At 41.8% G+C, this 14,275-nt stretch carries 5 protein-coding genes; 3 read left to right on the top strand and 2 right to left on the bottom strand.

Annotated features, from left to right (window positions below; genetic code table 11):
- Positions 1-64: 64 nt before the first annotated feature.
- Positions 65-1,855, bottom strand: a complete 1,791-nt coding sequence (lepA, locus tag HYU69_05765) for an elongation factor 4 (GenBank protein MBI2269850.1) — start codon at positions 1,853-1,855, stop codon at positions 65-67.
- 65 nt (positions 1,856-1,920) lie between these two features.
- Entirely contained in the window at positions 1,921-7,578 is a 5,658-nt protein-coding gene (locus HYU69_05760; protein ID MBI2269849.1) for a gliding motility-associated C-terminal domain-containing protein, read from the bottom strand.
- 956 nt (positions 7,579-8,534) lie between these two features.
- Here HYU69_05760 and HYU69_05755 point away from each other — a divergent pair.
- From HYU69_05755 to HYU69_05745, 3 genes are all read left to right on the top strand, one after another.
- Positions 8,535-9,902 (top strand): gliding motility-associated C-terminal domain-containing protein, encoded by a 1,368-nt coding sequence (locus HYU69_05755; protein MBI2269848.1) that lies wholly within the window; start codon positions 8,535-8,537, stop codon positions 9,900-9,902.
- A 26-nt stretch (positions 9,903-9,928) separates the two neighbouring features.
- Positions 9,929-11,449 carry a PorP/SprF family type IX secretion system membrane protein gene (locus HYU69_05750; protein ID MBI2269847.1) on the top strand — a complete coding sequence of 507 codons (1,521 nt, stop codon included), beginning with the start codon at positions 9,929-9,931 and terminating at the stop codon, positions 11,447-11,449.
- Positions 11,450-11,613: 164 nt separating this feature from the next.
- The coding region (locus tag HYU69_05745) for a SprB repeat-containing protein (GenBank protein MBI2269846.1) at positions 11,614-14,275 on the top strand (2,662 nt) is incomplete at its 3' end.

The raw sequence follows: 14,275 nt of genomic DNA, 5'->3' as shown, positions 1-14,275 counted from the left end.
AGCTTCCGACTTCTGACTTCCGACTTCGGACTTCCAACTTCGGACTTCCGACTTCCAACTCCTTCTAATCATTCAACTTCAGCACCGCCATAAACGCGCTTTGCGGGATCTCAACAGTTCCGATCTGGCGCATACGTTTTTTGCCTTCTTTTTGTTTCTCTAAAAGTTTGCGCTTGCGTGAGATGTCACCGCCGTAACATTTGGCTGTAACATCTTTTCGCATGGCCGATATGGTTTCGCGGGCAATGATCTTGGCGCCGATGGCAGCTTGTATAGCGATCTGGAATTGTTGCTTGGGAATAAGTTCTTTTAACTTTTCGCAAATTTTCTTTCCGAAGTCATACGACCTGTCTCTGTGTATCAGGGCCGAAAGGGCATCAACAGGATCGGCATTGATGAGAATATCCATTTTCACCAGGTCGGATGTTTTGTAACCTATGGGTGAATAGTCGAACGAGGCGTAACCTTTGGAAATGCTTTTCAGTTTATCATAAAAATCGAAAACAATTTCGCCAAGCGGCATTTCAAATATAAGTTCAACGCGGTCGGTTGTGAGATAAACCTGGTTTTGAATGATACCGCGTTTGTCCATGCACAGGCTCATTACAGCTCCTACAAATTCCGATTTGGTAATAATGTTGGCTTTGATATAGGGTTCCTCAACACGTTCGAGGGTTGTAGGATCGGGGAAATCGGAAGGGTTACGCAGGTGCAGTTCTTCGCCCCTGGTAGTGTATGCTATATAAGATACGTTAGGAACAGTCGTAATGACACTCATGTTAAACTCACGCTCTAAGCGCTCCTGTATGATCTCCATGTGCAGCATGCCCAAAAATCCGCAGCGGAATCCAAAGCCGAGAGCAGCCGAACTTTCAGGTTCCCAGGTAAGAGAAGCGTCATTCAGCTTAAGTTTTTCCATCGACGAGCGCAGCTCTTCAAAATCTTCGGTGTCAACAGGGTAAATGCCCGCGAATACCATGGGTTTCACATCTTCAAAACCTTTGATCATTTCGGTGCAGGGGTTCTCAACGTGTGTGATTGTATCCCCTACCTTTACTTCGTTCGCTTGCTTAATACCCGATATAATGTACCCGACATCACCAACACTTAATTTATCTTTTGGTATCAATGTCATTTTAAGGATACCTACTTCATCAGCAATATATTCGCGGTCGGTAGCGACAAATTTTACTTTATCACCTTTTTTTAATTCGCCGTTCATTATACGGAAGTAGGCGATGATGCCCCGAAATGAATTGTAAACAGAATCGAATATCAACGCCTGCAAAGGAGCTTTGGGATCGCCTTTAGGCGCGGGCACCCGCTCAATTATAGCGTCAAGTATTTCATAAACACCTTGCCCTGTTTTACCCGAGGCCACCATTATATCTTCACGTTTACAACCGATCAGGTCAACGATCTGGTCTTTCACTTCTTCGGGGTTGGCGCTGGGAAGGTCGATTTTATTTAATACAGGAATTATTTCAAGGTCTTGTTCTAATGCAAGGTACAGGTTGGAAATGGTTTGCGCCTGTATGCCTTGCGCGGCATCAACCAACAGCAGAGCGCCTTCGCAGGCGGCAATAGATCGCGATACTTCGTATGAAAAATCAACGTGCCCGGGTGTGTCAATAAGGTTTAAAATATAATTTTTCCCCTTAGATATATGCTCCATTTGAATAGCATGGCTCTTAATGGTTATACCCCGTTCTTTTTCGAGGTCCATATCATCCAAAACCTGGGCCTGCATATCGCGTTTTGAAATAGTTTTGGTATACTCCAGCAAACGGTCGGCCAGGGTGCTTTTGCCGTGGTCGATGTGGGCTATAATGCAGAAGTTACGTATGTTTTCCATAAGGCCTGCAAAGATAGCACTTATCAGGTATGAATGAACAGCGAAAACTATGAATTTACGATCGCTTATCGGATCAGGGAAACGTGTCCTGCAAAGCGGTGCGGCTTTTCAAATATATCAGTAATTTCAACCAGGTAGGAATAAACATCCTGTTGTGCAACCTCTTGCCCTTTATTGGCTTTGCCATCCCATGGATTGTTTATATTGTCGGTTGCGTAGATCATCTTTCCCCAACGATCGAATATTGACATTTTAAATGTATTAATTCCGATGCCGGTTCCGGTGAACTTGTCATTTATATTGTCATCATTCGGTGTGAAGGCATTTGGAATATAAAAGATAAACTCCGGCACCACCACCACGCAATGTTCAATTGAATCCACACACCCTTCCTGATTTTTCACTTTCAGCACTGTGCAATATGTTCCGATCTCACTGTATTTGTGATCCGGGTTTTGTAAAGTACTGGTTTTGTCATCCATCGGATCTCCAAAATTCCACAGCCAGTTTGTTGCTCCCGATGACTGATCATTAAATTGAAATTTTGGATCAACTATTGTAGCGCTGTCAGGTGTGGTTGTGAAAGCAGCTGTCGGGTTAGGGAATACATGTATCATTTGTGCTGTGCTGTCCATGCTGCTGCAGCCATTATCGCTTATCGTTTTCAGGTAAACTGTATATTTTCCCGGTGCGCGAAAACAATTTGTGGGATCCTGGCTGGCAGAAGTACCGCTGCTGAAATCCCAGAACCATTGTGTGATCAATCCTGATGAAATTGTACTTTGGTCGCTGAAGTTCACGCACAATCCCTGGCATCCCTGTGTTATATCTGCCGTGAATTTTACCTGCGGTACAGGATGCAGGTTCAGTGTTACGATGGCCGAATCCGGTGGTGTACCGCAGTCGTCATTCGCGACCACAGTATAAGTTTGTTGCGTTGTGGCTGTTACAATAATGTTTTGGGTGTTTTGTACGGGGCTGGTTAACCAGGTATAGCTGTAATTGCCATTACCTCCGGAGGCCTGGCTGTTCAGGTTTACATTGCCTCCCGGGCATACCGGTGAAATGCTTGCCACAGTTGCATTTAACGGAGGGTTAATGTTTATTGTTACTGTCTGCGGGGTTGTAGTGCAGCCATTAGCATCTGTAACACTTATTGTATAGGTAGTAGGTTGAGTAAGTTGTATGCTTATTGCTGCACCTGATTGCGAACCCGGCATCCAGTTTATGGTGTAACCGGGAGTGCCTCCCGACGGATTGGATGTTAGCGTTTTACTTTGGCCTATACACAATGTCTCCGGTTGTATAGCCGGCAAACTTAAAGCAGTAGGTTGTGTAATGATAACTGTACTTGTAGTCAAACAATTATTGGCATCACTCACAGTTACTGTGTATGTGCCTTGTGCAAATGTATTTACCGTTGCCGTGGTGGCGCCATTGTTCCAGGTATAGTTAAATGGAGCAACTCCGCCGGCAATGCTTGCTGTTGCTGAGCCATTATTATCTCCGTAACATGTTACATTCGATAGAATGGAAGTGCCTGCTGTTCCTCCGCCAATATTTGTGATGGTTACAGTCTCAATTTTAGAGCAGCCATTCGCATCATTCACTGTTACTGAATATGTTCCGGCCAGGAGTGCTGATGAAGTTTCTCCGGCAGCGCCATTGCTCCAGTTGAAGGTAAATGCACCGGTTCCCCCGGTGGCAGTTATACTGGCGCTGCCATTCGGATTTCCACATGTAGCGGAAACCGGGGTAGTAACTGTAGCAATAACTGACGGCTCTGTGATATTGATCGTAGTTGTAGTTACACAACCGTTGGCATCGCTAATTGTTACAGTATATATTCCTTGAGCAAATGTATTAACTGTTGCTGTGGTGGCACCATCGCTCCATGTATAGTTAAAGGGGGAAGTACCACCCGTACTATTCGCAACTGCCGAGCCGTTACTTTCTCCGAAACAAGCCACATTGGAAAGGACAGTTGTGTTGGCTGTGCCTGCGGGAAGATCCGGAACGGAAACCGTTTCAACAATAGAGCAGCCATTGGCATCATTCACTGTAACCGAATATGTTCCGGCCAGGAGACCAGATGATGTTATACCGGCAGCACCATTGCTCCAATTGAAGGTGAAATTTCCTGTTCCGCCACTGGCCGTTGCACTTGCGCTGCCATCTGGGTTTCCGCATTTGGCTGAAACAGGAGTTGCAAGTGCTGTAACAGCTGTTGGCTCAGTAACAGCGGCAACCGCGGTTGAAGTGCAATTTTTACTATCGCTTATTGTTACCGTATAATTTCCGCTGCAAAGATTGGCAGCAGTTTGACCTGTTGCGGAGTTCGTCCAGCTAAATTGATAAGGGGCCGTTCCGGAGGTGCCTTGCGCTGTAGCGGAGGCGTTGCAGGTGCCGGAACAGGAGGCAGATGTAACACTTTGAATAGAGGCATTTACCCCATTGTTGTTTAGTATAGTTGTAGTAGTTGTTGAATTACAATTGTTCTGATCACTTACAGTTACTGTGTAAGTTCCGGGGGCCAGGTTGCCTGCTGTTTGGGTGGAAGTTCCTGTGCTCCAGTTGTAAGTATACCCGCTTGTTCCGGCAGTTGCCCCGCTGGCCGTTACCATTGCGGTTCCATTACTTTGATTGCAGTCGGCGGCTGTATTTGTTGTGGAAAGTGTTAAGGCAGTAGGCTCATTTACAATTACCGCGCTGTCTTTCTTGCATGCGTTGGCATCAGTTATGGTAACGAAATAGGTTCCCGCACACAGTCCGTTTATAGTCAGACCTGTTCCGGATGTGCTCCAGGCTACTGAGATCGGATTTGTGCCCCCGCCCGCGATAGCAGTGGCTTGGCCATCGCAACTGCTATTACATTTGGTAATAGATCCGCTTGCAGTCAGGGTGAGTATTGCCGGCTGGGTAATTACGGCAGTGCTTGTTGCAGTACAGCCTCCCGCGTCTGTTATTGTAACTATATATGTTCCGGCACTTAAACCCGTTAATGTATTGGTTAATGAAGTGCTGACTGTATTTGCGCCATTGCTCCAATTATAACTATAGTTTGCCGAGGCTCCTGCAGCGGTAACTGTAACACTTCCGTTATTGCCTGCATAGCAGCTTATATTAACAGGTGTGTCCATAATTGCTGTCGGACCGCTGTTATTATTTATTGTTACGGTACCTGGAGCAGTGCAGCCGCTTCCGTCGGTAACGGTAACGGTATAAGTGCCGCCGGATAAATTTGTTTCAGTGATTCCGGTGCCTGTTGACGACCAGGAATAAGAATACCCGCTTCCTGATCCTCCTGTAACAGAAGCAACAGTAGCCGTACCATTATTTGACCCGCAGCTTGCATTTGTACCGGTTAAATTATACGTTATGGCAGTCAATTGGGGAACAGTTGAATTGCTTGTGGCGGTGCATCCTCCCGCATCTGTTATAGTTACAGTATAATTACCGCCGCCGTTCAAACCGGTAACAGATGCTGTTGTTTGTGTTGTTCCGCTCCAGCTGTATGTATATGGACCAGTGCCGCTTGAAACATTAGCTGTAACGCTGCCATTAGCCGAATTAAAACAGGAAGGAGTAGAGGTTAAATTGTAAGCAAGCGTTGTCCCTGCTGCAGGCACAGTAACACTTTGTGTTGTTGTTAATTTGATCGGGGTGCAGGATTGAAGAAAATTGTTTGTAACAGTTACAGTATAAATACCCGGCGTTAACCCTGTAATTGTTTGTGTGGTTTGTCCGGTGTTCCAGGAATACGTATAATTTGCGCCGCTGCCTCCGGTAGCAGTTGCTGTAGCGGTTCCGCCCGAACTGCCGGGACAGGTTCCTGTGGAAGAAACAGTGGCCTTCACAGTATCAATACAATTTTCAGTGATCGCAATAGCTGTTACATAACCAATTCCGGTAGCATAGACCAGTTTGTCAGCGTTGTTCAGCTTTAAGTCAAATACAGTATCAGGTAATGCAATAGTAGAGGTTAAATTAAGGCTTGCGTCAAGTATCTTGATCGATTTATACACCCCTGCATAAATATTATCACAATCGCTGATGTCCAATCCCCCATACCTGAATGCCACAGTGCCAATATTAGACTGAGTGATAAAAGCACCTGTTGTCTTATTCCATTTTTTTAAAGTAAATCCATCATAGGTAGTTAAGAAGTTGTTGCTGGCTGCAATACCATTCATTCCATTGGCGATGCCGGATGAACCGGACACGGTAGGGCCAACATATGTAATGCTACCCACTTCAATGAACGCATGATTCCCATTTACACCGAATATATTAGGACTCAGGGTTGCAGCTGGAACTTTGAAAAGGTAGTTGTCGGCAAATGTTGGATCTACTACGCTGCGTGCCGACAACATATAGCAATTAGCTGAATTGTCTATTGTTAAAAGGGCTATATCGTGCAATGGTCCTGTTGCCGACAAAACATTTACAGGGGTTAACTTGGCTAATGTTGAATCTAAAATACAGGCCTGGTAGGCTTTTGCAGTGCCACCACCCGCAATGATCGCACTTTTTGTACATAAGTTATAAGCTGCCCTCCAATATTCCTGGATATCAGTGCTACCTAATGAAGATGCAACAACAGTACCGCTGGGACTAAGTTTTAAGGCTTGCGCGCCATTTGTGTTGAACCCTTCGAATAAATAACACATACTACTGTTGAAGTCAACAAGAAAATCGCCGTAGTAATTTGTCGCACTAAATGTTGTAGCGGAGTATTTCCACAAAATTGTTCCTGTATTATTGATCTTTACACATTGATAAGGCGAATACGATCCATAGGCGTATACGTTACCATATTTATCATAATCAACATCATAAGCTTTATTGGTGGTGAATGCAGGGTTGGTTACCCATGGGTCGATCAGGACTGTTTCGGAGGAATTGTAATCACCGGAAAGTTTAAATGTGACTGTATTGTTGTGCAGATCAAAGGATGAAGCAAGTGGTTTATTGTTCACGGATGTAACAGGGGCGTGATCTGTAATTGGTCCGAAGTCTGATTTAATGACAATGTTCCCTCTTTCATCCAGTGATACTTTTTTGGCGCTGGAATATTTCATTTTCAGCTTTGAAACATCCGCTCCCGGATGAAGGATGATATTGTATTTGAATCCGGCTTTATTTTCAGGGAAGAAATACTCAACATCAATTCCGGGGTATAAATTTTTATAAATAATTTTTTTAAATACCGGAGCGATAATTGTTTTTTTATGTGATGGGTCGGATGGGTCGGAATAGGTACAGTAGTGTGATAAAGGATCAAGCGCTACAACCTGTACATTCGGATTTGAATTTTGCCATTCCATCTGCACTTTATGGTGAATGAGCTCAATCTCTTTTTCTTTTAATTCTTCCTCAATGCTTTTTCCTGGCTTATGATCATCCGCTTTATGTTTGTATTCATCATAGCGATAGGATAAACCTTTTGCCGTAAAATAGATCTGAACTCCGTTACGATTAATGGCGTATAGTGCGGGTTCATCCAAAAGAGTACTGCTCTTTGTAAACTGACCTTTGTTTTCAATAAATTCTTTGTTTTCGAAAGGATTGACAACCCAGGTTTTGTTTACAGCCGGTGTGTTTTGCGAAAAGGTAAGGGGAGAATATAAAAACAGCACGTTGAAAATGCCTGCTAAGCCCAGGAAAGTAGTGTTGCGTATGATATTTTGAAGTTGTTTATTGTTGTAACTTAAAATGGACATTAAGGATATTGATTTCTAGTTAATTATGAATTATTTTTTTAGAATGCATCATTATAAATATGATGACTGTATTTGTTTTATTTTAATATGTAAATCTGGCGCAAGAATTATAAAATGGCAAAAAACATTTTTTTTAATATAACATAGCTAACTAAGGGTATTGTTGCATTGATAATAGTTTGTGAAAGAGCTTTATTAATTCAAATTATTTATTGATTGTTATTAATTGAACATCAACACATTAAATCTAATTTTAGAAAACCATCGGATGTAAATAATTAGGTCAAAAAAACATTTATAAAAATATATATCATTTCTAAGCTGAAGTGCTTAACCAAATAGCTGCTTAAATTCATGTATATGTAATTTTATAAATCGCTGTTTGTCACATACCTGCCGACAGGTTCATTTTTCGTTGGTCACGCCTTTTGGCGTGATGCTTTTCATGGTTAATAACACCTGATTAAGAATCAAAAGAACACGTATTAACTGCTACTTTAAAAAGTTCCGAAATTTAGAGACGTTATTTTGGGAAGACAAGGGTGCCAGCCCCGGACTTATAAGTTTACTTTATCCAAACTACACATTCAACCTTCTGGATGTTTTTTACCCAGAGGATATAAATAGATCGGAATAACCCCAATTAATACATATACCGAAAAAGACATAAATGGTTCAGTCGCTTTGCTCCTTTTTACTACATAAGTTGGGCTTATAAATTAGTTGTGCAGAATCTTGAGAGCAATTAAACTGACTATTTTAACCGGTGAAATCAAGAAAAGTTATTGAAGGCGCGCACCGGTAAAATAAGTTTATCAGGCGGGAAGTCCCATGATTTAGGATTCAAAAAAAAGATTTTACATTTACAATGTCAAGCTAAATTATCATAAACAATAATCGGGAAACGTACTTGAATTAGTATTGTTAACTTGCAGATGCGTAAAAATAATTTTGTAATGAATGGTTTAGTTAAAAGCTATCTGCTTATTCTTATGGTATGTTTTTCAGTATTGAAAGTCCAGGCCCAATCGGTGGGAGGCACTATTTCCGGAGCGGTGTCGCTTTGCCCAAACGCTACCAATTCAGGATTTTTAACATTAACGGGAAGTGTTGGGACAATTCAAAAGTGGGAATCATCAACGGATGGGGGTGCAACATGGATCAATACCGGCAATACTATTGTCAATCAAAGTTATTTTAACATTACACAAACGACGTGCTACAGGGCCATTGTTAAAAATGGCGCGTTTGCGCCTGATACATCTTCGATAGCCTGTATTACTATTTATGCACCAAGCGTTGGTGGAACGATTAGTGGGGGAGGTACATTTTGCGTTGGATCAGGAGTTGGAAGTTTAAATTTAACAGGTAATACGGGCAGTGTGTTATATTGGTTATATTCAACAAATGGCGGCGTTTCGTGGACTACTGTTGCAAATACAACTACTTTTTTAGCTTATCCAAACATTACTCAAAATACAATTTACCGGGCGGTAGTTCAAAACGGTTCGAGTTGTCCTGAGGATACCTCATCAATAGCATCCATTGTAATTGACCCTCTTACCAATGCAGGAGCGATATCGGGTAATGATACTGTATGTTATCTTGTAAACGCAGGAAGCTTGAATTTATCAGGCAATGTCGGAACTATTCTAAATTGGTTATCCTCAACTAATGGTGGTGTAAGTTGGACAACTGTTACAAATACAACTGCAAGTCAAAGCTATAATGGCTTATCTCAAACAAACCTGTTTGCGGCAATAGTAAAAAGTGGCACCTGTAATGCCGATACAGCTTTTTTCACAGTAGTTGTATCAGTGCCTTTTGTTAATGCCGGTGTTGATACAACAATTATGCAAGGGCAAACGCTCACACTTAAAGGTGTTGGAACGGGAAAATCTTTATGGGCACCGTCAGCAGGCTTGAGTAATGATACCGTTTTGGGACCCACAGTAACTCCGGCTGCCACTTCAACTTATGTGCTCACTATAACGGATGCAAAAGGTTGCACAAACAGAGACACTGTATTAATAACGGTTACGCAGTCAGAATTTAAAGGACTGGTATCTAATTTGTTTACTCCTAATGGCGATGGAATAAATGATACCTGGCATATAGAAAATATTCAGGTGTTTCCAGGCAACGAGGTAATTGTTTACAACATTTATGGAAACGAAGTATACCAAAAAAAAGACTATGCTAATGACTGGAAGGGCACATACAATGGTGCCGATCTGCCTGATGGAACATATTATTATATTTTAAAATTTGATAAGCCGGCTCAGGTTATTAAGGGATCACTGGATATTTTAAGAAGCAAATAAATTATTTAGGACATGACTCCTGCGTGATGAAAAAAATAAACCTTGGCATATTATTTATTTTATCCTTCCTTTTTGCTAATGCCCAGCAGATAGGAATGTTTAGCCATTATTTTTATAATCCAATGGTTTATAATCCCGCTTTCACAGGTTATGGTGAGGGCCTCAATATTATGTTTATAAGTCATAATCAATGGGTTGATTTTAAGGGTTCCCCGCAACTCAACTTGTTTACGCTGGATAAGAGTTTTATGGATAAGAAAATTGGTTTGGGTTTAGGCTTAATAAGTGATAAAAAAGGCATAAATAATAGAGTCGGAGGTAATTTATCGTATTCATACAAGGTCAATATAAATGATGATGCGCATTTAACGTTTGGTGTTTCTTTCGGAATTCTTGATCAAACGTTGGATTATTCGAAAGTACAAGTTGAAAATGTTGCTGACCCAACTGTATTCACAAACTCGCAGCACAAAATTACTTATGATGCGAATGCTGGCGCATTATTTGTTTGGAAGGGGTTCGAGTTTAGTGCAGCCGTTCCACAATTACCGGGGAATAAAATAAGTTATTCAAATAGCACTAATGTGCGCGCTTATTATACACAGGCGCGGCATTATATGGGCTCGCTTAAATACAGATTTTTTGTTTCAGAAGATAAAGGTATTTCAATTTCTCCTCAGGGTTTGATTCGTTTTGTTGCAAATGCGCCATTACAATATGATGGCAATATCAATTTTGACTGGCATAATAAATTTTGGGTCGGAGCGACTTACAAAAGTGATTACGCGATAGCGGCCAATGCAGGTTTTTGTATTCATAAACAATTTTATATTGGCTATTCGTATGATATAATCGTTGGGAGTATCGGTAAATATTCCGGTTTGAGTCATGAGATCATGGTGAATTTAAAATTCGGAAAGAGTAAAAAAATAGCACCAGAGTCTATTGTGGAAGAGCCTGTTACTGATGAGAATAAAACAGAGGAGGAGGTAGCCGATGAAAAAAAGGCAGACAGCCTGGAAGTAAAAGTGGAAAAAAATGCACCGGTAACAGAAACTCCCAAAGCAAAAGAAACATCACCGGTACAAGTGAATACTGCGCCGGAAGAGCTAAAAATAATCCCTAAAACAGAAACCATTTTGCCTGTTCAGAAGAACGGAAATGAAAATCCTGTTGTTGTAAAGCATAAACAGTCTGTAAAGGAATCAGATAAAACGGTCAATAATTTAACTCCTGTTGCAATGAATAATACGTTTTGGATTGCTACCAATAAGGCAGGGGACTTTGCTGACGACACCGGCAATCCTTCTCAAAAAGGTTATTATGTGATTGTAGGCAGTTATCATAATGGAGATTTTGCCAAGGCAGAGGTTAAGCGATTGCGTAGAGAAGGGTTTAAAGAAGCAAATTGGATGTATTCTGAATCAACCCGGTTCAATTATGTATTTGTTTCGAAAATGAGCAGTAAAAAGGAAGCCGTAAAACAGGCTGAAATTGCTAAAACTATCGGAATAACTTACATCTGGATTCAAAAATTAATAGAATAGTTTTATGCCGGGGAAGAAAAAATTGACGTATTGAATTGAGTTTCTTTGCTTCCTGGCTGTTTTTAAACAAATTTATTGTGTGAATGGGGTGATTTTATCAAAAAGAAGTCAACAATGGAAACCAAGTTCATGCTTTAAACGTAAACTGAGTTTAAAGATCTCAAATGCGATTAAAATTATCATTTATATTATCTGTATTTGTTTTCCTTTTTTCACAAGTTTCAAGTGCCCAATGCGGGCCGGGAACGCCCGCTTTTACAGTTGATCTCACCGGTGATCCGGGTGGTGTTTGGACAAGTCCTGCTGTTGTAAGAAATGATAATTGCTGTGGAAGCACATCTCCCGACAGATGTATAAAATTTAACATTACACTGGATTCGGCTGCAGTAGGTATTTCTTTTGATATTATATCTGGCGCCCTGCCCCCCGGTGCTCTTTATTATCAGATAGGTTGCGGCCCTTTGCACTTAGTTGGAACACCTATTTGTTTATCAGGTACGGGGCCTCATGTCCTGACATTTTGTAAGCCCGGGAACAATCAAAATGTTTATCAAATATCATCAATCCCTGCGGCTGTTGCCGGAAAGGATGTTTCTGTTAATGAGGGGTGTACTACCCAGTTCAATGCAACAGGATTTAATACTTCAACTATAACATGGCATTCCATTTATCCCGGTTTGCCGGGAGCCTATGATAGTTATTTATCCTGTACTTCCGGCTGTCTGAATCCAACCATTACGCCGGGGTCCGGGCATCCGCCATATGTTGATTATGTAGTTTGCGGTCAACCTGCCGCTAATTGCAACTTTCAAACTGTATGCGACACCGTAAGGGCAATATTAAATTCAACCCTTGCTGTAGTTATTGTTCCAATTAATCCAACCGTTTGTTTCGGACAAACATCAACCATTATTACAGCTAACGGAAGTGGAGGAACACCCCCTTATACTTATTTATGGAACAATGTAAATCCATCCCAAAGTATTAATGTTGGTGCAGGCGTATTTACTGTCAGACTTTCCGATGCTTCTAATTGCCCACCAACTTATGCTTCTGTAACAGTTACATCTTTTTCAGTTACTATTTCTGCAGATGCAGGTCCCGATGATACTGTATGTGTACAGCACCCGGTTGCGACTTTAAATGCTTCCGTAACTGGCGCAAGTGGTGGAGTCTGGTCTGGTGGAGCAGGTGTTTTCAGTCCAAACAACACATCACTCATATGTACGTATACACCAACTTCTGCTGAACTCGCGAATGGTTTCGTTGACTTGAGACTTATAACCACAGGAAACGGAACGTGTCCCGCTGACACTGATTTCGTCCGGATTTATTATAAAGGGTTCACCGGTGCGGTTACTGTTACTCCCGTTAATGTGAGTTGCTTTGGTGGAAATAATGGTTCCGCAACAGTTAATGTTACCGGTGGTATAAGTCCATATTCTTATTTTTGGAATACAGCGCCTGCGCAAACAACAGCAACAGCGGACAATTTACCCATTGGAACCTATTCGGTGACAATTCAAAACGGAATCGGATGTACTTTACAAACAACGGTTGTAATTACTCAACCAGCGCCTTTAGCCGTAAATTCAGTAGTTACAAACGTGTCCTGCTTTGGCGGTAGTAATGGAGGTGTTTCACTTTCCCCGTGGGGGGGGATACCTTCCTATACATACCTGTGGCAGCCCGGAAATCAAACAGGCTCATCTGTTACTGCTATAGCAATCGGAACATATTCTGTTACGGTTAGGGATTCAAAAAATTGTCAAATTACAGCAACGTATGCGATTACCCAGCCGCCGCAATTATCTGTTACTCTTTCAACGACCGATGTGAGCTGCTTTGGCGGAAATGATGGTTCAATTACTTCTGCTTCAGCAGGAGGTGTTGCACCGTATACATATAATTGGAGTCCCATCGGAATATCATCTCCTAATGCTTCAGGTGTGTTCACAGGAACATACACTGTAACTATTACTGATAATTCCGGATGCACTGTTTCAGCCGCCGCTTCCATCACTCAGCCACCAGTTTTAGGGGTTTTAGTTTCAGGCACCAACGAAGTATGCAATTATTTAAATAATGGAACAGCTGCGGCCTCCGTATCCGGGGGTACCCCGGCTTATTCTTATAATTGGCAGCCTGGCGGACAAACCAGTGGCTCCGTTTCAAATCTTTCGGCCGGCACATATACACTTACTGTAACAGATATAAAAGGTTGTAAAACCAATTCATTAATTACAATTACAGAGCCCCCTGCGCTTGCAATAAATTTTATCAATAAAATAAACGTAAGTTGTTTTGGCGGCAATAATGGCGGTGTTACTGCCAATGTAATGGGTGGAATTCCAGGTTACAGTTATTTGTGGACTCCGGGATCGGCCACTACTGCCGCTATTAATAATCTGTTGGCCGGTTCATATACGCTTACTGCAACTGATAATAATGGCTGTGAGGTTCAAAGTTCAATAAGCATTACTCAACCCCCTGTAGCATTGTCTGTAACAGTATCGTCAACTGCTGTTTCATGTCATGGGGGAGCAAATGGAACATTGTCATCGTCGGCTGCCGGGGGAAGTATGCCATATACATATAATTGGCAGCCCGGAAATTATACAGGATCACCTATTGCGAACTTGTTTGCTGGCACATACACTGTAACAACCACTGATGCCAATGGATGTACTATTGCCCAAACAGTTACCATAACCGAACCACCTGTAATCGATTTAACCCCGGCTAGTATAAATTCTTTTTGTGGTGCAGCAAACGGAAAAGCTTCTGTTTCAGTTTCGGGCGGAGTATCACCTTATAGTTATCAGT

The sequence above is a fragment of the Bacteroidota bacterium genome (genome assembly GCA_016183775.1).
Classification (GTDB): domain Bacteria; phylum Bacteroidota; class Bacteroidia; order JABDFU01; family JABDFU01; genus JABDFU01.
The sequence above is the reverse complement of the archived record's forward strand: the minus strand, read 5'-3'. Positions and strand labels throughout refer to the sequence as shown.

Bases quoted from the DNA above. Each gene is read 5' to 3' on its own strand.
- HYU69_05760 (MBI2269849.1), bottom strand. From the start codon at position 7,578: ATGTCCATTTTAAGTTACAACAATAAACAACTTCAAAATATCATACGC.
- lepA (MBI2269850.1), bottom strand. From the start codon at position 1,855: ATGGAAAACATACGTAACTTCTGCATTATAGCCCACATCGACCACGGC.
- HYU69_05755 (MBI2269848.1), top strand. From the start codon at position 8,535: ATGAATGGTTTAGTTAAAAGCTATCTGCTTATTCTTATGGTATGTTTT.
- HYU69_05750 (MBI2269847.1), top strand. From the start codon at position 9,929: ATGAAAAAAATAAACCTTGGCATATTATTTATTTTATCCTTCCTTTTT.